Raw genomic sequence first — 20674 nt, 5'->3', positions numbered from 1 at the left:
GAATGGACCCTCGTCGCCCTCGCCTACAACTGCCGTAGGCTGCATCGCCTGCGGCCAGCCGCCTGATCCACAATCCAACAAACCCGTCGCCAGCAAACCCAAACCCGACAGGCTGCTAGGGCAGATCGCCGGAGGCCGTGAACGACCGAAGGCGTGAATCTGCTCGGAAAACAAGGAGCTACAACGGATAAGCGTTCAGTTCTGAACGCATTCCGCTGTAGCGCCGATCGTAGGACGCCGTGAACGACCGGGCGCGTGGATCCGCTCCCTGAGCAATGGCCCGCGGCGGATCGGCGGCCAGTTCCGGACGGCCGATCCGCCGCGGGTATCATACCAATCCGCATAAACGCTGACGCCTGCATGCGGCCTCAGTCGCCTGCGCCGCTCTGCGGCCCGGCGACGCGCCACCTGGCGCGGCACCCCCGGTGCCCATGGAAAATGCGGCCGGCATCTTCCATGGGGGCCCGGCCATTCGGGTGCTCGGCCGCCTGCAGCAGCGGCAGGTCAGGATTTATGCGGGTGGGTATCAGATCGGCCGAGGTATGCGAACTGCGACGTGTGCGCGCGGTCCGGAGCAGCAGCCGGCGGCGGTCAGACTGAGGCGCTTGAGCCTGCCCCGGCGACCCTGGCCCGGAGGGGGAAGCTGTGCTGTCCCGCAGGAAAGCCAAGGCATGGCTGCGGGACAGCATGGAACTATGCGGGGATCACCCGCTCCAGCGGCAGGCCGCGCACATCCATCTCGTATTCGAGGCCGACCACCGGCGGCCGGCAATGATGCCAGGTCACGCCGTGGCGCGCGGCGCCGCGCCGCACCAGTTCATCGCCCAGGATGGGGTGGATGTCGTGGATGGTGTAGACCTGCGCCGCCGTCGCCATGCCCCAGGAACCGCCGAGCGCCGCCATCCGCCGCTCCATCTCGTCCAGCACGAATTGCGCCTTGCGTCGCAGGCCGGAAGGCGAGGTGTCGCCGAGCGCGATGGTCTTCTCCTCGTAGCTCCCCTTCCCTTCCGTGCTCTCGCCGCTGCCCGCGGTGACGAAGCTGTGGGCGGCGCCGGCATCCGGCAGGGTGAAGCTGAAGCTGTGGAAGCCCGGCTCCGCCGGCGGGGTCAGTTCCGGGCAGACATTGCTGCGCGCCACCGGGTTGTAGCCCTCGGCCAGGATGCCCCATTCCTCCAGGGTCCTGGCATAGCCCAGGTTGAACTGGCGAAAGCCTTCCTCGGTGAACTGGCCGGGGGAGCGCAGCTCGCACTGGCAGAAGGCGGTCAGCGGCCGGCCGATGCCGCGGAGGTAATCCGCGATCTTCGTGAAGCCGGCCATCAGCGGCACCGGTTCGGCGAAGCGCACCCGCTCGATCCGGAAGCCCGGCAGCGCCGCGACGCCCGCCGAATACTGAAAGACCGCCGGGATTGCCTTGTAGCCATCCGCCGGCCTCTCGCGCGTCTCGTACATGCCTCGCCTCCTCACGCCTCGCTTTGGTGATGCCGGATTATCCGGGCGGAGGATAGCTTGCCAGCACGCCGCGCCCTGCTCCACCGGCTCCCCACGCGCCGTCCGGGCGGCCGCCCGGCGATCGAGGCGCCGCCCGGCAGCGGCGCGCGCGACCCGGCGCAGATGGCCGCGGCGCTGGCCAGGGCTGAGCCCTTCTCCACCGGCCCGGTCCCTGGCCAGTGCCGCGTCATGCGGGATGGCAGCGGGATCAACGCGAGGCAATGCGCCGCGCCCGAAGGCGCTCCGTTCCCTACCCGCGCCGTGCCGGTCCGCGCTGGAGCCCGACGCGCGCGGGGCGAAGCGGCCTGCCTCCGCCGTCAGACGATCTGCTGCCGCCCCCTCCGCAGCGAGTCCACCGTGGCCTGCGCCTCCTCCACCCCCACGCCCAGGCGACGCAGGGCGAAATCGGCGATGCCGAGGGCGATCTCCCGCTCCCCCATCACCGCCAGCGCCACGCCGCCCGCACCCAGCAGTTGCGCCATATCGGCATCGTCATGCGCTCGGGCCGCGGCCTGGATGTCCGGGTTCACGGCCCGGATCTGCTGCAGCACCCGCCGCGCCTCGGCGGCATCGGGCAGGGCCAGCACCACCAGCCGCGCCGCCTCCGGCCGCGCAGCCTCCAGCACCTCCGGCCGCGCGGCATCGCCCCAGATCACCGGCACCCCCAGGCTGCGGGCCCGCTCGGCGATGCGGCGGTCGGCCTCGATCACCACGAGGTCGAGGCCATGGCGCATCAACGCCGCCGCCACTACCCGCCCGACCCGGCCATGGCCGACGAGGATGGCATGGCCGGAGAGGCCGTCCGTCTCCGGCGGGCCGAAGCGCGGCCCCTGACCCGCCGCATGCCAGGACTGCCATCCTCGCGACGCCTCCAGTTGCCGCGCCGCCCAGGCGAAGCCGCGCTGGGAGAGCGGCAGCAGCAGGATGCCGCCGAAGGCCGCGGCCAGCAGCGGGGCGCTCGCCTCGGCCGGCAGCAGGCCAAGGCCGATCGCGAATTTCGCCAGCAGGAAGGAGAACTCGCCGATCTGCGCGAAGGCACCGCCGACCAGCGCGGCCGTTGCGGCCGGCACCCGGAAGGCCAGCAGCAGCAGGAAGGTGGTGATCCCGACCCCGATCACCACGGTCAGCAGCGCCCCGGCTGAGATCAGCGGCGCCGCCAGCAGCGCCGCCGGATCGAGCAGCATGCCGACCGAGACGAAGAACAGCGCGGCGAAGACCCGCTGCAGCGGCATCGCTTCCGCCGCGGCCTGGTGGCCGAGATCGCTCTCTCCCAGCAGGACGCCGGCGAAGAAGGCGCCCAGCGCAAAGGAAACATGAAAGAGTTCCGAGGCGGCATAGGCGGTGCCGAGCGCGGCGACGATGACGCCGAGGGTGAAGAGCTCCCGCGAGGGGCCGCGGGCGAGGCGGGACAGCAGCGCCGGCAGACCGCGCCGGCCGATCAGCAGCACGCAGGCGGCAAAGCCGACCAGTTCCAGCACCGCGGTGAGCAGCGCCGACGGCAACCCCTCCATCCCCGCCCCGGCCGCGGCCGGAACCATCACCAGGGCGAGCACGACGAGCAGGTCCTGCACCACCAGCCAGCCCAGGGCGATGCGCCCGGCCGGGCCGCTGAGATGCCCCCGCTCGGCCAGCATGCGGGTCGCGACCGCGGTGGAGGCGATGGCGAGCGCGAGCCCGAAGACCAGCGCCGCCCCCCAGTGCAGGCCGAAGCCGAGCGCGCCGAGCAGCCCGCCGAGCATCATGGCGAGGCCGACCTGGATCACCGCCCCCGGCAGGGCGATGCGCCAGACCGCCAGCAGATCGGCCAGGCGGAAATGCAGGCCGACGCCGAAGAGCAGCAGCGCCACGCCGACCTCCGCCAGGGTGGTGGTGAGCGCGGCATCGCCGACATAGCCCGGCGTGTGCGGGCTGAGCGCCACGCCGGCCACCAGGTATCCGAAGAGCGGCGGCAGGCGCAGCCAGCGTGCGAGGGTCCCGAAGGCCAGCGCCAGGGCGAGCGCGAGGACGAGCGTGACGAGCATCGGCGGTGCGGCATGCATGCCGCCCCTCTAGCGCAGATCGCGGAGGGGCGGGAACGACCCTGCCGCGAATCCACCCGGAGACCACGGGCCCGTGGCGGATGGCCTTCGGAGATGCCCGCCATCCGCCATCGTCTGGCCGCCGCCCCGCGGCAGCGTTCCTGCTGGCGATGATGCGCCGCGGCGCTACACTCCCGGCCAGCGGGGGCGACGCCCGCAGAGGAGACGGACATGGGCAAGAGCTTCCGGCTGGGCGATCTCGAGATCCATCGGGTGATCGAGGAGGAGGAGCCGCTCTTCGATCCGCTCGAATTCTTCCCCGGGCTGACGCAGGAGGTGCTCGACGAGAACCGGTCCTGGCTGGAGCCGCAGGCGATCGATCCCGCCACCGGCAAGGTCCGGCTCTGCATCCAGTCCTACCTGATCCGCACGCCGCACCACACCATCCTGGTGGATACCTGTGTCGGCAACCACAAGCACCGCCCGAACCGGCCCTTCTGGCACATGAAGACCGCCGAGACCTGGGAGCGGAACCTGGCCGCCACGGGCTTTTCCGTGAGCGACATCGACTATGTCATGTGCACCCACCTGCATGTCGACCATGTCGGCTGGAACACCCGGCTGGAGAACGGCCGCTGGGTGCCGACCTTCCCGAAGGCGCGCTACATCTTCGGCGAGAAGGAATATGCCTACTGGTCGGAGGAGCATGCGAGGGCGCCGAACCCGGTGATCGAGGACAGCGTGCTGCCGGTGGTCGCGGCCGGGCGGGCGGATCTCGTCGCCACCGACCATGCGCTGAACGACCATGTGCGCCTGACGCCGACGCCCGGCCACACGCCGGACCATTATGCGGTGGAACTCGGCAAGGGCGAGACCATCGCCGTGCTGACCGGCGACCTGATCCATTCGCCGCTGCAGGCGCGCTACCCGGAAATCTCCATGCGCGCCGATGTCGACCAGAAGCAGTCGGCAGTGACGCGGCGGCGCTTCCTGGAATGCCATTGCGATACCGGCCGGCTGATCTGCACCGCGCATTTCCCCTCCCCCTCCACAGGCCACCTGACGCGCTGGGGGGACGGCTTCCGCTTCATGCCGACGGAGGGCTGAGATGCGCGCCGCCCGCCGGCGCGCCCTGCTGGCCGGCGGGCTCGCCGCGCCGGCGCTCGCCCGGGCGCAGGACCGCGTCGTGCGCGTCATCAACGCCTATGGCGCGGGCGGCACCGCCGATACGGTCTGCCGCCTGCTCTTCGGCCGATTGGCGGAGCGGACCGGGCGGAGCTATCTGGTCGAGAACCGGCCCGGCGCCGCCGGCACCATCGCCGCGACGCTGGTGGCGCGCGCCCCGCCCGATGGCGGCACGCTGCTCTATGATGCGACGGCGCATTCGGTGAACCCGGCGCTGTTCGGGCCGCGGCTGCCCTACGACACCGGGCGCGACTTCCTGCCCGTCTTCCTCTCGCTGCTGACGCCGAACGCCATCCTGGCGGCGAACGACTTCCCGCCGCGCACAGTGCGGGCACTGATCGCGGCGGCGCAGGCGGCGCCGGGCAGGATCGATGCCGGCACCACCGGCATCGGCTCCGCCCAGCACATCACCCTCGCGCTGTTCAACCGGATGGCAGGGGTCCGGATCAACCATGTGGTCTACCGCGACGCGCCATCCGCGCGGCACGACCTGATGAACGGCCGCCTGCAGCTGCAATTCACCAATGTCCCGGGCAGCGTCGCGCATGCACGCAACGGCACGGCCCATGTCCTCGCGCATGCCGGACGCGGGCCGGTCGCGGTGCTGCCGGGAGTGGAGGCGATCGGCAGCACGCTGCCGGGCCTCGAGACCCATGAATGGAACGGCGTCTTCCTGCCGGCCGGCACGCCGGAAGACCTCCGCCGCGACCTGAACGCGGCGCTGAACGCGGTGGCCGCCGATCCGCCGGTGGCGGAGAAGCTCGCCGCGCTCGGCAACGAGGCGCCGCCCAACACGCCGGAGGAGTTCGCCGCCTTCCTCCGGGACCAGGCCGCCCTGCATGGCCGGGTGGTGCGGGAGGCGGATATCCGCGTGGACTGAACCCACCCGCGCCCCATATCCGCCGGAAGCGAGACGGGAGCGCGCGATGGGACGGATGGTGGACGGCGTCTGGTACGCCGATGAGGCCAGCATGCCAGGCGCGGGCGGGCGCTTCCAGCGGCCGGAAACACGCTTCCGCGACCGGATCGCGCCGGGCGGCCGCTTCCCGCCGGAAGCGGGGCGCTACCACCTCTATGTCTCCCTCGCCTGCCCCTGGGCGCATCGCACGCTGATCTTCCGCCGTCTGAAGGGCCTGGAGGGGATGATCAGCCTGTCGGTCACCCACTGGCTGATGGGCGAGCAGGGCTGGAATTTCGCCCCCAGCGAGGGTGTGGTGGCGGACAGCGTGAACGGCGCGCAGGCCCTGCACGAGGTCTATGCGAAGGCCGAGCCAGGCTATTCCGGCCGCGTGACGGTGCCGGTGCTGTGGGACCGCGCCACCGGCACCATCGTGAACAACGAGAGCGCGGAGATCATCCGCATGCTCAACCATGCCTTCGACGGCATCGGCGCCGCGCCGGGCGACTGGTACCCGGCGCCGCTGCGGACCGAGATCGATGCGGTGAATGAGCGCGTCTATGCCACGCTCAACAACGGCGTCTATCGCGCCGGCTTCGCCCGCAGCCAGGAAGCCCATGAGGAAGCGGTCATCCCGCTCTTCGAGACGCTGGACTGGCTGGAGGCGCGGCTATCGCGCCAGCCCTTCCTCTGCGGGGAAGCCGCGACCGAGGCCGACTGGCGGCTCTTCACCACACTCATCCGCTTCGACGCGGTCTATCACGGCCACTTCAAGTGCAACCTGCGCCGGATCCTGGACTACCCCGCGCTCTGGGACCACACGCGCTCGCTCTACCAGGTGCCGGGGATCGCGGAGACGGTCGATTTCGGCCATATCAAGCGGCACTACTACCAGAGCCACGCCTGGGTGAATCCCAGCGGCGTGGTGCCGCTCGGGCCGATGCTGGACCTGGACCGGCCGGGCAGCCGGACGGTCGCCCCGCTGGCCTGATAGGACCGGCCCCGATCATGGACCCTGCGGCGTGGGCGCCAGCCCACGCCGGGGCCGCCTCCGCGGCCCGCCGCAACTGCGGCGCTCCTGCCCGGATGCGGTCGCGCATCCGGGCCGTTGGTAGGACGCTCCGGGTGCAAGGGCCCGACCTTCGCGGGATCCGTCAGCGCGCGGAACCGGCGGGCAGGCGCGACGGAAACAAGCGCCTGCCGGCGGCGCGCGGCGCCGGGCGCCGCCGGCCCGGCTCAGCCCAGGGCGAGGGCCCGGGTGTGGCGCGCGATCATGCGCTCCTCGTCGGTCGGGATCACCCAGGCCTCCACCGCGCTGCCCGGCGCGCTGAGGCGCGGGCCATGCGCGGCATTGGCGGTTGCATCGAAGGCGAGGCCCAGCCAGCCCAGCGCCTGGCAGATCCGCGCCCGCACCGGCGCCGCGTTCTCGCCCACGCCGGCGGTGAAGACGATGCCGTCCAGCCCGCCCAGCGCGCAGGCGAGCGAGGCGATCTGCCGCGCCGTGCGGTAGCAGAAGACCTCGATCGCGAAGGCCGCGCGTGGATCGTCGCTCGCCAGCAGGTCGCGGAAGTCGGAGGAGATGCCGCCGGACAGGCCGAGCATCCCCGATTTTCTGTAGAGCAGGTCCTGGATCTGCGCCGCATCCATGCCGCGCTGCTGGATGAAGTGCAGCACCACGCCGGCATCCAACTCCCCCGTGCGGGTGCCCATCGGCAGCCCGTCCACTGCGGTGAAGCCCATGGTGGTGGCAATGGAGACGCCCGCCCGCAGCGCACAGGCCGAGGCGCCGTTGCCGAGATGCGCGACGATGCAGCGCCCCTCCGCCAGCCGCGGCGAGACCTCGGGCAGGACGGAGGCGATGTATTCGTAGGAGAGGCCGTGGAAGCCGTAGCGCCGCAGCCCCTCCTCGAACATGGCGCGCGGCAGGGCGAAGGCCTGCGCCACCTCCGGCATGGTGCGATGGAAGGCGGTGTCGAAGCAGGCGACCTGCGGCAGGTCCGGGTCCAGCGCCAGCACCGCCTTGATCGGCGCCAGGTTGTGCGGCTCATGCAGCGGGGCGAGCGGCACCAGCGCCTCCAGGTCCCGCACCACCTCCGGCGTCGCCCGCACCGGCTTCGCGTATCTGGTGCCGCCATGCACCACGCGGTGGCCGAGGGCGGCGATCCGGCGGCTGCCGAGCCGCTCGCGCAGCCAGGGTATCAGGGCCGGCACCACCTCCGCCGGCGTCTGCGGCGGCGGGTCCAGCGCGGGGGGCGCGATTGCCTCGCCGCCGGCATCCCTGGCGCGGGCCTGCGGCCTGACCCCGATTCCGTCCACCTGGCCGGCGAGCAGCCGGCGCTCGCCCTCGTAGAGCGCGAATTTCAGGGAGGAGGAACCGGCATTCACCACGCCGATCAGGTCATCGCTCATGCCGGGCATGCTCCCTGCGGCCGCGGTTGCGGTCCGCTCTCTGCGCGGCACGTCGCCATGGGGGGCTCCTGCGCGCGGCGCCCCTGTCCGGCGCGGCGGGCGGCCCCTTACGGCGACTCCAGGCCGGCGCGCGCACCGCAGCATGAGCAGGGCGGCCCGGGCAAGCCTGCGCCCATGGCCGCGGCCGGGCGATGCGCATCGCATCGCCCTGCCCTGGCTTGGCCTGCCGGGTGGCGATGGACACGGCCCGGCAGGGTCACGCCGCCGCCATCATGGAACGGCAGCGGAACCGCCCGCCTGAGCCGCCGTTCGCCCGTCATGACGCGCGCGCAAGGCTCTGTCCTGGTCCTCTTCGGGCTGCTGCTGGTCCTGCTCTGGCTGGTGCCGGAGGTGCCGCTGCTCGGCTTCGCCGCGGTGCTGCTGGCGACCGCCCTGCGCGCCGGGGCCGATCCGCTGGCGGCGCGCACCGGCCTGCCGGGCTGGGCCGCCGTGCTTATCGTCGCGGCGCTGGTCGCCGGCGCGCTCATGCTCGCCGCCTGGGCGGCCGCGGCGCCGTTGGCCGAGCAGGCGCGGCAGCTTGCCGAGAGCCTGCCGAAGAGCCTTGAGGCCCTCCGCGGGCAGATGGCCGGCACTGTCTGGGGCGACTGGCTGCTGCGGCAGGCGGAGCCGGGACGGCTGCTCGGCGGCGGCGGGGTCGAAGGCGCGGCAACTGCTGCGGCGCGGGCGGCCGGCAGTACGCTCGGCGGCCTCGGCAACCTCGCCCTGGTGGTGCTGGTCGCGCTCTACCTGGCCGCGCAGCCTGCGGGCTATCTCTCCGGCCTGCGCAGCCTGTTCGATCCGCGGCTGGACGGGCGGGTGCAGGCCACCCTGGCGGAGGCCGGCGAGACGCTGCGCGGCTGGCTGCTGGGCCAGGCCTTCGGCATGCTGGTGGTGGGCCTGCTGACCTGGCTCGGCCTCTGGGCGCTCGGCGTGCCGCTGGCCGGGCTGCTGGCAACCATCATCGGCCTGCTGAACTTCATCCCGATCCTCGGGCCGCTGATCGGCGGCATCCCGGCCGTGCTGCTGGCCCTGACGGAGGGGCCGGTGCTCGCCCTCTGGGTCGCCGGGCTGATCTTCGCGGTGCAGGTGGTGGAAGGCAATTTCCTCACGCCCATGGTGCAGGCGGAGACGGCGGACCTGCCGCCGGCGCTGCTGCTGCTGGTGCAGGTGCTGACCGGCGCGCTGTTCGGCCTGCTGGGCGTGGCGCTCGCGGCGCCGCTCTCGGCCGTCGGGCTGGTGCTGGCGCGGCGCGCCTATGTGGAGGGCTGGCTCGGGCGGGAGCCGCCCTGAGCGACAGCGGATGGCGCTCATATCCGAGGGCCAATCCGCTGGTCTTTTTGGTTTTCCAGCAGAGTCACGCGTCCGGTCGTTCACGGCCTTCCGCGGTCTGCTCTACAGCAGCGCTTCGCCCCGCAGCACCGGCACGCAGCCGCCGCCAACCGTGGCGCGGATGCCGCTCGGCGTCCGGCGCGCCGTGGTCCGCAGCAGGCTCGGCCGGCCCATCTCGACGCCCTGGGTGATGTCGAGGCGGGCGCTCTCCGCGCCGCTCAGATGCAGCAGGAAGCCGGCGAGCGGCGTCGCCGCGCTGCCGGTCGCCGGGTCCTCCCAGGTGCCGGTGAGCGGCGAGAACATGCGGGCCCGCACGCCCGCCCCGTCGCGCCGGTAGAGATAGAGGGAGAGCCTGCCGCCGAGCCCCGGATGCGCCGCCACCGTCCGGCGGAAGGCACCAAGTTCCGGCCGTGCCGCCGCCAGGGCGGCTTCCGTCACCTCCACCAGCACCCGCGGGTTGCCGCCATCCGCGGCCAGGGTCGGGACATGGCGGGCGGTGACGATGTCCCCCGGCGCGAGGCCGGCACAGGCGGCCACCGCCTCGGCCGGCAATTCGGCCCCGATGCAGAGCGGCTGCGGCGCACCGATGGCGGCGCCGGTCACCTGGCCCGCGGCATCGCGCCAGAGTTCGACCTCGACGATCCCGGCGATCTGCTCCAGCCGCAGCCTGCCATCGGCGCCGAGGCCGGATTGCGCCAGCACCCAGGCGGTACCGACGCTCGGATGGCCGGCGAAGGGCATCTCCGCGACACGGTTAAAGATGCGGACGCGCGCGCTGTTGGCCGGGTCTTCCGGCGGCAGGACGAAGGTCGTCTCGCTGAGATTGAACTCGGCCGCCAGCGCCTGCATCTCGGCATCGCCGATGCCGCGCGCATCCGGGAAGACCGCCAGCTGGTTGCCGCCGAAGCGCCGGTCGGTGAAGACATCGACCGTGACGAAGCGACAGCTCCGCATCAAAGCGCGGCGATCCGCGCGGGGTCCACCGTGACGCCATGATGGAGCGGGCCATGGCCGCGGCCGAGGCCGGGCGCGGCGAGGATGGCGGCCCGGACATAGGCGCGGGCCCGTGCCACGGCGTCGCGTAGCGGCATGCCCTGCGCCAGCCCGGCCGCGATCGCCGAGGCCAGGGTGCAGCCGGTGCCATGGGTGTGGCGCGTCTCGATCCGGGCGTCCTCGAAGCGCGTGATGCCCGCTGGCGTCGCCAGGATATCCACCACCCGCCCGCCCGGGAGATGGCCGCCCTTCAGCAGCACCGCACGCGGGCCCAGCGCGAGCAGCGCCTCCGCCGCCGCCGGCATTGCCGCCGCATCGGCGACGGGGCGGCCGAGCAGCACCTCGGCCTCCGGCAGGTTGGGCGTGATGACGGCCGCGATCGGCAGCAGGCGGCGCTTCAGCGTCTCCACCGCATCGGGCAGTAGCAGCGGATGCCCGCCCTTCGCCACCATGACGGGGTCGGCGACCAGCGGCACGCCCGGCGCCTCGGCGGCGATCTCCTCGCAGACCGCCTCGATGGTCGGAACGTCGTGCAGCATGCCGGTCTTCAGCGCATCCGCGCCGATGTCGCGCAGCACCACCTGGATCTGCCGGCGGAGGAATTCCGTCGGGATCGGCAGGACGCCATGCACGCCTTCGGTGTTCTGCGCCGTCAGCGCGGTGATGGCGGTGGCGGCATAGCCGCCAAGCGCCGTCACGGCCTTCAGGTCGGCCTGGATGCCCGCGCCGCCGCCGGAATCCGAGCCGGCGATGATGAGAACCCTGCCCATCGCCTGGCCTGGCCGGTCACCGGCAGTGGTCATGCCGGCACCTTGGCGCGCAGGCGGATGGCCTCGGCCAGAGTCTCCACCGTCTCGTTCACCAGCGCCTCCTCCTCCGCCTCCGCCATGACGCGGATCACGGGCTCGGTGCCGCTGGCACGGATCAGGACGCGGCCGCGCTCACCCAGCCGCTCCTCATGCGCCGCGATCTCCCGCTGCACCGCCGGGTCCTTCAGCGGGGAGGCGCCGCTGTAGCGCACATTGACCAGCCGCTGCGGCAGGGGACGGAAGCGGCGGCACACCTCGCTGGCGGGCCGGCCTTCCTCCACCAGCACCGCCAGCACCTGCAGGGCGGCAATCAGCCCGTCCCCGGTCGTGCCGAAATCGGTCATGATCATGTGGCCGGACTGCTCGCCGCCCAGATTGCAGCCCAACTCGCGCATCCGCTCGCCGACATAGCGGTCGCCGACCGGGGTGCGCAGCAGGCCAAGCCCACGCTCCCGCAGGTAGCGCTCCAGACCCATGTTCGACATGACCGTGGCGACGACATTGCCTCCCCGCAGCCTCTCCTGCGCATGCCAGGAGCCGGCGATGAGGGCGAGGATCTGGTCGCCATCGATGATCGCGCCTTTCTCGTCCACCAGCACCAGCCGGTCCGCATCGCCGTCGAGCGCGATACCGAGATCCGCCCGCCGCTCCCGCACGATCTCGGCCAGCCGGCCGGGCGCGGTGGAGCCGACGCCGTCATTGATGTTGAAGCCGTCCGGGGAGACCCCGACCGGCACCACCTCCGCCCCCAGTTCCCACAATACGGTGGGCGCCACCTTGTAGGCCGCGCCATGCGCGCAATCGACCACGATGCGCAGCCTCTCCAGCGTCAGGCCACGGGGGAAGGACTGCTTGGCCGCCTCGATGTAGCGGCCCGGGGCGTCCTCCATCCGGCTGGCGCGGCCGAGCCTGGCCGGGGCGACCAGGGCCTGGGTGAGGTCGCCGGCCATCAGCGTCTCGATCTCCACCTCCTGCGCATCGGAGAGCTTCAGCCCGTCCGGCCCGAACAGCTTGATCCCGTTATCCTCATAGGGGTTGTGGGAGGCGCTGATCATGACGCCGAGATCGGCGCGCAGGCTGCGCGTCAGCATGGCGATGGCCGGCGTCGGCAGCGGACCGACCAGCACCACATCCATCCCGGTGCCGATGAAGCCCGCGGTCAGCGCCGGCTCCAGCATATAGCCGGAGAGGCGGGTGTCCTTGCCGATCACCACCCGGTGCCGATGGGTGCCGCGGTTGAAGGTGCGCCCGGCCGCCTGGCCGAGCCGGAGCGCGGTCGCGGCGTCCATCGGCGCCTTGTTGGCGGTGCCGCGGATGCCGTCGGTGCCGAAGAGGCGGCGGGCAGGTGTCGTCATGTCGGACCCAATGCGCGGAACGGATGGAATGACGTAGCGAAGGCAGCGCCCGCGGTCCATCAACCTGTCCGCGAGATTCCCGGAGGCCGGGCTGCCCATGGCGGCTTTCAGCCCGGGCCGTGCTCCGGCGGCGCGCCGGTCGCCGCGGCGCGCCAGAGGGCGAGCGCCTGGACCGTCTCCGCCACGTCATGCACCCGCAGGATGGCGGCACCGCGGGAGGCGGCGAAGAGCGCGCCGGCGATGCTCGGCACCATGCGCTGGCCGGCCGCCGGGATGCCGGCGATGGTGCCGAGGAAGCGCTTGCGGGAGAGCCCGACCAGGACCGGGCAGCCAAGGCCGGCCAGCAGCGGCAGCCGCTCCAGCAGCGCCAGGTTGTGCGCCATGGTCTTGCCGAAGCCGATCCCGGGATCGAGCGCGATCCGCCCGCGCGGGATGCCGAGGCGCTCCAGCGTCTCGACCCGGTCGCGCAGGAAGCGCGCCACCTCCAGCACCACGTCGCCGTAGCGCGCCTCCGCCTGCATGCGGCGCGGGTCGGTGCCGGGCATGTGCATCAGCACCACGGGCGCCGCGGCACCGGCGACCACCCGCGGCGCCTCGCCATCATGGCGCAGGGCGGTGACGTCGTTGACGATCTCCGCCCCGGCCTCCAGCGCCACCGCCATGGTCGCGGCATGGCGGGTATCGACCGAGACGGGGGCGGCCCGCGCCAGGTCGCGCACCACCGGCAGGATGCGGCGGATCTCCTCCTCCGGCGTCACCGGATCGGCGCCCGGCCGGGTGCTCTCCCCGCCGATATCCAGGATGTCGGCCCCCGCCTCCAGCATGGCATGGCCGCGGGCGATCGCCGCCGCGGCCTCCGCGGTCTCGCCGCCATCCGAGAAACTGTCCGGCGTGACATTGACGATCCCCATGACCAGCGGCCGGCCCGCCTCCGGCGGCTCGATGCCGGCGAAGGCGGGCGGGCGGCGGGTCAGCGCCGGCAGCAGGTGCTGGAATTCATCCGGGATGGCGGTGACCGGCAGGATGCCGCGCCCGGCCCCGTCCTCGATCAGCCGGACCAGCGGGAAGGCGGCGTGGCCGCCCTGCAGCGGCAGGGCGATCCCCTCGCGCACCGCAAAAAAAGCCGCCGGGCCCTCCAGCAGGCCCAGCGGCTCGATCCATCGTTCGGTCATCGCAGTTCCTGGATCCGGGGCCGGTCCGGCCGGACCGATCGGTGCCGGCCCGGGGAGCGATGGCGCCCCGGGCCGCCCGTCTCAGGTCGCCGGCGCCGCGCCGGGATTCAGCCCGCCGCCGGTATTCGGGCGCGGGGAGCGGCCGCTGGTCGGCACGCTGCCGCGGCCCTGCGGCACCGGCTCGTCCGGGCGGTTGCGGATGATCGGCTCGCCGCGGATCACCAGCCGGATCTCGTCGCCCGAGAGGGTCTCGTGCTCCAGCAGGCCCTTGGCCAGCAGGTGCAGCTCGTCGATGTTCTCGGACAGCAGTTGCTTCGAGCGGGCATAGGCCTCGTCGATGATCCGGCGGATCTCGGCATCGATCTGCCGCGCCGTCTCCTCCGAGAGGTTCTTGGACTGGGTCACGGAGTGGCCCAGGAAGACCTCCTGGCTGTTCTCGCCATAGGCGATCATGCCGAGCTTCTCGGACATGCCCCATTCGGTGACCATCCGGCGGGCCTGGTCGGTCGCCATCTTGATGTCGCCCGAGGCGCCGTTCGAGACCTTGTCCGAGCCGAAGATCAGCTCCTCCGCCACGCGACCGCCCATGGCCATGGCCAGTTCCGAGAGCAGCTTCGACTTGTGCTTGGAGTAGCGGTCGCCCTCCGGCAGGGACATCACCAGGCCGAGCGCGCGGCCGCGCGGAATGATGGTCGCCTTGTGGACCGGGTCGCATTCCGGAAGCTTGAGGGCGCAGAGCGCGTGGCCCGCCTCGTGATAGGCGGTCATGCGCTTCTCGTCCTCGGACATCACCAGGCTGCGGCGCTCGGCGCCCATCAGCACCTTGTCCTTGGCCTGCTCGAACTCGTGCATGCCGACGGTGCGGCGGCCGGTGCGGGCCGCCAGCAGCGCCGCCTCGTTCACGAGGTTCGCCAGGTCGGCGCCCGAGAAGCCCGGCGTGCCGCGCGCGATCACCTTCGGATCAACGTCCGAGGCCAGCGGCACCTTCCGCATATGGACGCGGAGGATCTTCTCGCGGCCCATCACGTCCGGGTTCGGCACCACCACCTGCCGGTCGAACCGGCCCGGGCGCAGCAGGGCGGGGTCGAGCACGTCCGGGCGGTTGGTCGCGGCGATGAGGATCACGCCCTCGTTGGACTCGAAGCCGTCCATCTCGACGAGCATCTGGTTCAGCGTCTGCTCGCGCTCGTCATTGCCGCCGCCGAGGCCGGCGCCGCGATGCCGGCCGACCGCGTCGATCTCGTCGATGAAGATGATGCAGGGGGCGTTCTTCTTGCCCTGCTCGAACATGTCGCGCACCCGGCTGGCGCCGACGCCCACGAACATCTCGACGAAATCGGAGCCCGAGATCGTGAAGAAGGGGACATTCGCCTCACCCGCGATCGCACGGGCGAGCAGCGTCTTGCCGGTGCCGGGCGGGCCGACCAGAAGGCAGCCCTTCGGGATCTTGCCGCCGAGGCGCTGGAACTTCTGCGGGTCACGCAGGAACTCGACGATCTCCTCGAGCTCGCCCTTGGCCTCGTCGATGCCGGCCACGTCCTCGAAGGTCACGCGGCCCTGCTTTTCCGTGAGAAGCCGGGCGCGGGACTTGCCGAAGCCCATGGCCCGGCCGCCGCCCGACTGCATCTGGCGCATGAAGAAGATCCAGACGCCAATCAGCAGCAGCATCGGGAACCAGGAGAGCAGGTAGTGGAAGAGCGGGTTGACGTCGCTCTCCTCCGGCCGCGCCACGACGCGGACGCCCTTCTCCGTCAGCTTCTGCACCAGCGCCGGATCCTCCGGCGTATAGGTCTGGAAGGTCCTGCCGTCGGAGAGCTGGCCGCTCACCGTCCGCCCCTGGATCACAACATCTCGAACATGGCCGGCGCCGACCTCGTTCAAGAAGTCGGAATAGGCCACCTGCTGCGCCCCACGCTGGCCGGAGCCGCTGGGCTGGAACAGGTTGAAGAGCGCCACCAGCAGCAGCGCCACGATGACCCAAAGCGCCAGGTTGCGGCCGAAATTGTTCACCGATTCATATCCCGTTCCCGCCACGGCCCCGAACCGGGCCATGAACCCTTGGGCATGATGCCCTCGATCCTGCCGGTCCTAGATAGGGATTCCGTCCCGGCAGTTAATGGGCCAAGCGACCCCGCCATTCGGCTCCCCCGGTGACCGGACCACCGGCCGGGGTGAAGTCGAGCGCGAAGACCGCACAGCTTTGCAGATCAGGATAGCCGAGCAGCGGCACCGCGGCCAGCATGCCGTGCTCCCGGATGGCGGGGAGGGTGGCGAGCAGGGCGGCGGGCCAGTGCGGCGCCCTTTCGCGCAGCGCCGCCGCATCCCGTGCCCCGAGCGCGCCCAAGCTGTGGCCCGGCCGCCCGGCCGCCCGCAGCCGGAAGCGCCCGTCCCAGCGCATCCCGGCGTCCGCCGGCACCGGCGGCGCGACCGCGCCCGGCTCGCGCAGCAGGATCCAGCCCGGCCCGCGCCGCCGCAGCCAGGTGCCGGCCAGCGTCCCCTCCCCCCGCCGCAGCAGCGCCGCGACCGCCTCGGGCGGCGGCGCGAATTCCGCCCCGGCGACGGTGCGGATCAGGGCGGCCAGCACCGCCTCGGCGACCGGATCCGCGCCGAGCGCGCCGGGGTCGATCACGGCATGGCCGGTCGGGAAGAGTTGCGCCGCCCGGGCGAGCCGCACGGCCAGCGCCGCCTCCGCCCGCCTCCGGCGCGCGGCGAAGGCACACGCCGCCGCGGCCAGCGCCGTGCTGGCCGGGCCCTCCCCCGCTGGGTCACCGAGCGCGACGCGCAGCGCGACGCGCGCGAAACGTTGATCCGCATTGCTCGGGTCCCGCACCGGGGCGAGGCCGGCTTCGGCCACCACCGCTTCCAGCCGCGCCGGCGGCAGGCCGAGCAGCGGCCGCAGCACCAGCGCCGCCGCCTCCGCCCGCGCCGGCGGCATGGCGGCGAGCCCGGCCGCGCCGCTGCCGCGCAGCGCCCGGAACAGCAGCGTCTCCGCCTGGTCGGCGCGATGATGGCCGAGCAGCAGCCAGGGCGCGCCCGCCGCCCGGCAGGCCTCCAGCAGGGCGGCCTGCCGCCCCGCCCGCGCCCGCGCCTGCAGGCCCCGGCCCGGCGGCAGGCCGAGCGGCAGGATACGCGCCGCGATGCCGCGCCCGGCCAGCAGGGCGGCGACGCCGGCCGCCTCCGCCGCGCTCTCCGGCCGCAGCCCGTGATCGACGATGCAGGCGAGCAGCATGCCGCCGCGGCGGCGCGCCCAGGCATCGGCCAGCAGGGCGAGCGCCAGGCTGTGCGGGCCGCCGGAGACGCCGGCGAGGATCCGGGGGGCCAGGCCGAAGGGGCCGAGCGGCGCCATCAGCGCCGCGAATTCCGCCTCCCCGATCGGCGCCGCTGCGGCCGGCATGGTCAGAGACTCCGCTGGGGGGCCGGCGCCCTCGTGGCGGGCCGGTCAGGCCCCGAGCCGCCGGTCAGCGGCAGCCGGCGCGCTGCCGGCCGGCGTCCAGCCGCTCCTTCAGCGCGCCGCGGAGCTGCGGGTACTCGCTCTGCACCACGCCGAAGGCTTCGCAGGCCTCCCGCCGCTGGTTGAGGTTGGCCAGCGAGGTGCCGAAGCCGATCAGCGCCTCGGCCGCGCGGCTGCCGCGCTGATTGGCCTTGTAGGCCTCGCCATAGGCGACCGCGGCGTCCTGCCAGTTGCGCTGGCCGAACTCTGCATCCGCCAGTAGGAAGCGCGCGTCATAGGCGCGCGGGCTGCCGCGCGCCGCCAGCACCTCCCGCGCCGCGGCCTCGGCGGCAGCGAAGTCGCGCCGGGCAAGCGCCGCCTGGCCATCGGCCAGGGCCTTTTCCGGCGTGCGGGCGGCGGCGGCCGCCGGGGCGGTCGAGGGGCCCGGCCCCGCGACGGGCGGCAGGGATTGCGTGGGCGAGGCCGGGCGCGCCGCCGGGGCGGCGGGCGCGGCGGCGCGCGGCGCCCCGCCCCCGCCGCCCTCGATCTGCTGCAGGCGGTAATCGAGGTCACCCTGCAGCTTCTCGACCTGCTGGGAGAGGTTGCGGTTCTGGAACTCGGCCTGTTCCAGCCGGCCGCGCAGGCGGCGCGTCTCCTCCTCGAGCGTCGAGACGCGGTCGAGCAGCGCGCCCACCAGCTCGCCCTGCGGCCCGGCGGGCACGGCGCCACGCTGGGGTGCGACCGGCGCCGCCATGCCGCCGCGGCGGAGCTGATCCAGCTCCTGCCGCAGCTGGAGGATCTGGTTCTGCAGGTAGATGCCCTCGCGGCTCTCGGCCTGGGCGCGGGCGGGCCCCGCCTCGGCGAGGGCCAGCGGCGTGGCGAGGAGCAGGGCGGCGAGTGCGCGTCGCATCACGGGCCTCCGATGGAGCAGGCGCCCGCGGGCGTGACTCTGCTCTGCCAAGACAGACATGGATCGGGACAACGCTGCACCCGCCGCGTCGCCGCCTGGATCATCCCGGCCGGGTCCGCCGGGGGCCGCAGGGTCCCCGGCCTTGTAGCGACCGGGCGCGGCAGGCCGAAGCCCACCCTGCAACACATCGGATTTAGCGCAGGTCGCGGAAGGCCGCGGGGGACCGGGGGCGACACCGGATCGCCACGGGGCCGCAGAGCCCGGACGCATGATGCCGCCCGCAGGCACGGGCCAGGGCGTTCCCACGCCGCATGGCCGGCGCGCCATCGGTCTACAGCGGATTGCGTTCAGAACTGAACGCTCATCCGCTGGTGCTCCTTGTCTTCCGAGCAGAGTCACGCCTTCGGTCGCTCACGGCCTCAGGCGATCTGCTCTAGCGGACCACCGTCACCGCGCGGCGGTTCTGCGCCCAGGCTTCCTCGGTGGAGCCGAGCGCCGCCGGGCGGTCCTTGCCGTAGGAGATGGTGGTGATGCGCCCGCCGGCGACGCCGCCCGCCACCAGCGCGTCGCGCGCCGCATTGGCACGGCGCTGGCCGAGCGCCAGGTTGTACTCGCGCGTGCCGCGCTCATCGGCATGGCCCTCGACCTGCACGGTCGCGGCGGCATGCTGCTGCATCCAGCCGGCCTGGCGCTGCAGGACCGGGCGCTGGTCGGCGCGGATGACGCTGCTGTCGGTGTCGAAGAAGACGCGGTCGCCGATATTGGCAACCAGGTCCTCCTGCGTGCCCGGGCGGATGGTGCTGCCCGTGGTCGCCGCGCCAGCGCCGGTCGCCGCCGTATCGGTCGCGGACTCGCAGGCGGCGAGCAGGGCGAGCGCGGCGAATGCGCCGAGCGCCTTGGTGGTCCTCATTCCTCTGTCCCTTTCCCAGAAGCAGCGCGGTGCTGCGGAAAATTCATCGGCCGCGTTACAACCCACAGTCGAGAGGGTCAAGGATATCGAACACTTCTTTGTCAAAGTTGCGGCAACGTCATGCGATGCTTGCCGGCCGGAAACAAGCGGCACAACCGGGCCCGGTCATCTCCGGCGCGAGGCATGCCACGCCGGCAATCGGCACCTGGAAGAGGCAGCGCAGGGGCGGGCCGGAGGGTCGGCGCCCGGCCCGGATCAGGCGATTCCGCGATAGCTTCCCCCATCCGAAGGCGGTGGGGCGGAGGCCGGGCCGCGCCGCCCGCCCTCCCTGGCACGAGATCAGGACAGCAGCGGCGACCAGGCGGGGTCGGAGGCATCGGTAGGCGTCACGATCTGCCGCTCGTTGAAGCCGGCGATGTCGATCGAGGCGAGGCGGGAGGAATAGCCGCCGCCCCGCGCGTCGCGCGCCGGCGTCTCGCGGAAGAACATCAGCACCCGGCCATTGGGGGCGAAGGTCGGCCCCTCCATGCCCCAGCCCTCGGTCAGGATGCGCTCGCCCGAACCGTCCGGGCGCATGACGCCGATGGCGAACTGCCCGCCCGAGATTCGGGTGAAGGCGATCAGGTCGCCGCGCGGCGACCAGACCGGCGTCGCATAGCGGCCGCGGCCGAAGGAGATGCGCCGGATGCCGCCGCCATCCGCGCCCATGACATAGAGCTGCTGGTCGCCGCCGCGGTCGGAGTTGAAGACGATCTGCGTGCCGTCCGGGGAGAAGCAGGGCGAGACATCGAGCCCGCCGCCCGAGGTCAGCTGCCGCTCCCGCCGCGAGCCGAGATCGACCACGTAGATATTGGCGTCGTTGCCGCGCGTCGCGGACATCACCACGCTTCGCCCGTCCGGGCTGAAGCGGGGCGAGAGGGTCATGCCGGCGAAATTGCCCAGGGGCTCCGGCCGCCCGCCATCGAGGCTGAAGAGGAAGACCCGCGGCTCCCCGCGCGCATAGGACATGAAGGCGATCTGCCGCGCATTGGGGTGGAAGCGCGGCGTCAGCGCGGCGGAGGAGCCGTCGGTCAGGAAGCGGTGGTTCTCGCCATCCTGGTCCATGATGGCCAGGCGCCGGGTGCGGCGGTCGCGCGGCCCGGTCTCGGCCACATAGACCACCTGGGTGTCGAAATAGCCCTTCTCGCCCAGCAGCCGCTCATAGATCACGTCCGAGATGAGATGCGCGATCTTGCGCCAGTTGGCGGCATTGGCGGTGAAGGCGGTGCCCTGGATCTGCTGCTCCGGCAGCACGTCCCACAGCCGGAACTCGACGCGCGCGCGGTCCCCGCCGGAATCCACCCGGCCGGTCACCAGCGCCTGGGCGCCGATGACGCGCCAGTCCTGGAAGCGCGGCACCGCCGCCGCCGCCTCGGCGGTCTGGATGAAGGCGGCGCGCTCCACCGGGCGGAACAGGCCGGAATTCTTCAGGTTGTTCGCCACCACGCGGGCGATGTCCCGGCCGACGCGCTGGCCCTCGCCCTGGCCGGCGAAATCCGGGATGGCGATCGGGATCGGGTCGGTGCGGGCGCGGGTGATATCGACCACCGAGCTCTGCGCGAGCGCCGAGGCGGGCAGCCCGGCGATCGCCGGCAGGCCGAGGGCCATCCCGCCGAACAGCGCGGCGCGGCGCGAGACGAAGCCTGCCATCGCCTTGTCGATCGGGGTCATGCGGCATCTCCTGCAGATG

16 protein-coding genes are annotated in these 20674 nt (G+C 72.8%); 4 read left to right on the top strand and 12 right to left on the bottom strand.

All coding sequences use genetic code 11. The features are described 5' to 3' along the window. Positions 1-693: 693 nt before the first annotated feature. Both cnbZ and LHA35_RS07565 read right to left on the bottom strand, forming a co-directional pair. Positions 694-1449, bottom strand: a complete 756-nt coding sequence (cnbZ, locus tag LHA35_RS07570; RefSeq protein WP_226606510.1) for a 2-amino-5-chloromuconate deaminase CnbZ — start codon at positions 1447-1449, stop codon at positions 694-696. Between the two features lie 356 nt (positions 1450-1805). Then, the gene (locus LHA35_RS07565) at positions 1806-3527 is read right to left on the bottom strand and encodes a cation:proton antiporter (protein WP_226606508.1); all 1722 of its coding nucleotides are present in this window, start codon (positions 3525-3527) and stop codon (positions 1806-1808) included. Between the two features lie 210 nt (positions 3528-3737). Between LHA35_RS07565 and LHA35_RS07560 the strand changes: the two genes are divergently transcribed. The 3 genes from LHA35_RS07560 to LHA35_RS07550 are packed head-to-tail and all read left to right on the top strand — an operon-like array spanning position 3738 to position 6580. After that, entirely contained in the window at positions 3738-4613 is an 876-nt protein-coding gene (locus LHA35_RS07560; RefSeq protein WP_226606506.1) for an MBL fold metallo-hydrolase, read from the top strand. 1 nt (position 4614) lies between these two features. Next, positions 4615-5571, top strand: a complete 957-nt coding sequence (locus LHA35_RS07555) for a tripartite tricarboxylate transporter substrate-binding protein (protein ID WP_226606504.1) — start codon at positions 4615-4617, stop codon at positions 5569-5571. Positions 5572-5617: 46 nt separating this feature from the next. After that, entirely contained in the window at positions 5618-6580 is a 963-nt protein-coding gene (locus tag LHA35_RS07550; RefSeq protein WP_226606503.1) for a glutathione S-transferase family protein, read from the top strand. A 245-nt stretch (positions 6581-6825) separates the two neighbouring features. Here LHA35_RS07550 and LHA35_RS07545 read toward each other — a convergent pair whose 3' ends face one another. Further along, positions 6826-7998: an acetate/propionate family kinase gene (locus tag LHA35_RS07545; protein ID WP_226606500.1), complete on the bottom strand. Its 1173-nt coding sequence runs from the start codon at positions 7996-7998 to the stop codon at positions 6826-6828. A 318-nt stretch (positions 7999-8316) separates the two neighbouring features. On the opposite strand from LHA35_RS07545, the gene LHA35_RS07540 reads away from it, so the two are divergent. Then, positions 8317-9327: an AI-2E family transporter gene (locus LHA35_RS07540; protein WP_226606497.1), complete on the top strand. Its 1011-nt coding sequence runs from the start codon at positions 8317-8319 to the stop codon at positions 9325-9327. Between the two features lie 102 nt (positions 9328-9429). On the opposite strand, the gene LHA35_RS07535 is transcribed toward LHA35_RS07540, so the two are convergent. The 9 genes from LHA35_RS07535 to tolB all read right to left on the bottom strand — a co-directional run bounded on the left by LHA35_RS07535 (position 9430) and on the right by tolB (position 20655). Beyond that, complete coding sequence (locus LHA35_RS07535) at positions 9430-10320, bottom strand: PhzF family phenazine biosynthesis protein (protein ID WP_226606494.1); 891 nt, start codon at positions 10318-10320, stop codon at positions 9430-9432. Next, positions 10320-11129, bottom strand: a complete 810-nt coding sequence (gene thiD, locus LHA35_RS07530) for a bifunctional hydroxymethylpyrimidine kinase/phosphomethylpyrimidine kinase (protein WP_226606490.1) — start codon at positions 11127-11129, stop codon at positions 10320-10322. The genes LHA35_RS07535 and thiD overlap by 1 nt, the downstream gene beginning before the upstream one ends. 29 nt (positions 11130-11158) lie before the next feature. Beyond that, complete coding sequence (gene glmM, locus LHA35_RS07525) at positions 11159-12523, bottom strand: phosphoglucosamine mutase (protein ID WP_226606487.1); 1365 nt, start codon at positions 12521-12523, stop codon at positions 11159-11161. Between the two features lie 107 nt (positions 12524-12630). Next, positions 12631-13695 (bottom strand): dihydropteroate synthase, encoded by a 1065-nt coding sequence (gene folP, locus LHA35_RS07520; RefSeq protein WP_226606484.1) that lies wholly within the window; start codon positions 13693-13695, stop codon positions 12631-12633. 81 nt (positions 13696-13776) lie between these two features. Next, positions 13777-15705 (bottom strand): ATP-dependent zinc metalloprotease FtsH, encoded by a 1929-nt coding sequence (gene ftsH / locus LHA35_RS07515; RefSeq protein ID WP_226606541.1) that lies wholly within the window; start codon positions 15703-15705, stop codon positions 13777-13779. 103 nt (positions 15706-15808) lie between these two features. After that, entirely contained in the window at positions 15809-17089 is a 1281-nt protein-coding gene (gene tilS / locus LHA35_RS07510) for a tRNA lysidine(34) synthetase TilS (RefSeq protein ID WP_226606482.1), read from the bottom strand. Between the two features lie 64 nt (positions 17090-17153). Next, entirely contained in the window at positions 17154-18035 is an 882-nt protein-coding gene (locus LHA35_RS07505; protein WP_226606479.1) for a YbgF trimerization domain-containing protein, read from the bottom strand. Positions 18036-18468: 433 nt separating this feature from the next. After that, positions 18469-18945, bottom strand: a complete 477-nt coding sequence (gene pal / locus LHA35_RS07500) for a peptidoglycan-associated lipoprotein Pal (protein WP_226606476.1) — start codon at positions 18943-18945, stop codon at positions 18469-18471. A gap of 339 nt (positions 18946-19284) precedes the next feature. Then, on the bottom strand, positions 19285-20655 hold the full coding sequence (gene tolB / locus LHA35_RS07495; protein ID WP_226606473.1) for a Tol-Pal system beta propeller repeat protein TolB: 1371 nt from the start codon (positions 20653-20655) through the stop codon (positions 19285-19287). Positions 20656-20674 lie beyond the last annotated feature (19 nt).

Origin of the sequence: Roseicella aerolata, assembly GCF_020523605.1 — a bacterium.
Lineage (GTDB): Bacteria > Pseudomonadota > Alphaproteobacteria > Acetobacterales > Acetobacteraceae > Paracraurococcus > Paracraurococcus aerolatus.
This window is presented reverse-complemented; position numbering and strand designations above follow the sequence as displayed.

What these genes read in the sequence shown, in the direction of transcription:
- cnbZ (WP_226606510.1), bottom strand. Translation starts at nt 1,449, where the DNA reads ATGTACGAGACGCGCGAGAGGCCGGCGGATGGCTACAAGGCAATCCCG.
- LHA35_RS07565 (WP_226606508.1), bottom strand. Translation starts at nt 3,527, where the DNA reads ATGCATGCCGCACCGCCGATGCTCGTCACGCTCGTCCTCGCGCTCGCC.
- LHA35_RS07560 (WP_226606506.1), top strand. Translation starts at nt 3,738, where the DNA reads ATGGGCAAGAGCTTCCGGCTGGGCGATCTCGAGATCCATCGGGTGATC.
- LHA35_RS07555 (WP_226606504.1), top strand. Translation starts at nt 4,615, where the DNA reads ATGCGCGCCGCCCGCCGGCGCGCCCTGCTGGCCGGCGGGCTCGCCGCG.
- LHA35_RS07550 (WP_226606503.1), top strand. Translation starts at nt 5,618, where the DNA reads ATGGGACGGATGGTGGACGGCGTCTGGTACGCCGATGAGGCCAGCATG.
- LHA35_RS07545 (WP_226606500.1), bottom strand. Translation starts at nt 7,998, where the DNA reads ATGAGCGATGACCTGATCGGCGTGGTGAATGCCGGTTCCTCCTCCCTG.
- LHA35_RS07540 (WP_226606497.1), top strand. Translation starts at nt 8,317, where the DNA reads ATGACGCGCGCGCAAGGCTCTGTCCTGGTCCTCTTCGGGCTGCTGCTG.
- LHA35_RS07535 (WP_226606494.1), bottom strand. Translation starts at nt 10,320, where the DNA reads ATGCGGAGCTGTCGCTTCGTCACGGTCGATGTCTTCACCGACCGGCGC.
- thiD (WP_226606490.1), bottom strand. Translation starts at nt 11,129, where the DNA reads ATGGGCAGGGTTCTCATCATCGCCGGCTCGGATTCCGGCGGCGGCGCG.
- glmM (WP_226606487.1), bottom strand. Translation starts at nt 12,523, where the DNA reads ATGACGACACCTGCCCGCCGCCTCTTCGGCACCGACGGCATCCGCGGC.
- folP (WP_226606484.1), bottom strand. Translation starts at nt 13,695, where the DNA reads ATGACCGAACGATGGATCGAGCCGCTGGGCCTGCTGGAGGGCCCGGCG.
- tilS (WP_226606482.1), bottom strand. Translation starts at nt 17,089, where the DNA reads ATGCCGGCCGCAGCGGCGCCGATCGGGGAGGCGGAATTCGCGGCGCTG.
- LHA35_RS07505 (WP_226606479.1), bottom strand. Translation starts at nt 18,035, where the DNA reads ATGCGACGCGCACTCGCCGCCCTGCTCCTCGCCACGCCGCTGGCCCTC.
- pal (WP_226606476.1), bottom strand. Translation starts at nt 18,945, where the DNA reads ATGAGGACCACCAAGGCGCTCGGCGCATTCGCCGCGCTCGCCCTGCTC.
- tolB (WP_226606473.1), bottom strand. Translation starts at nt 20,655, where the DNA reads ATGACCCCGATCGACAAGGCGATGGCAGGCTTCGTCTCGCGCCGCGCC.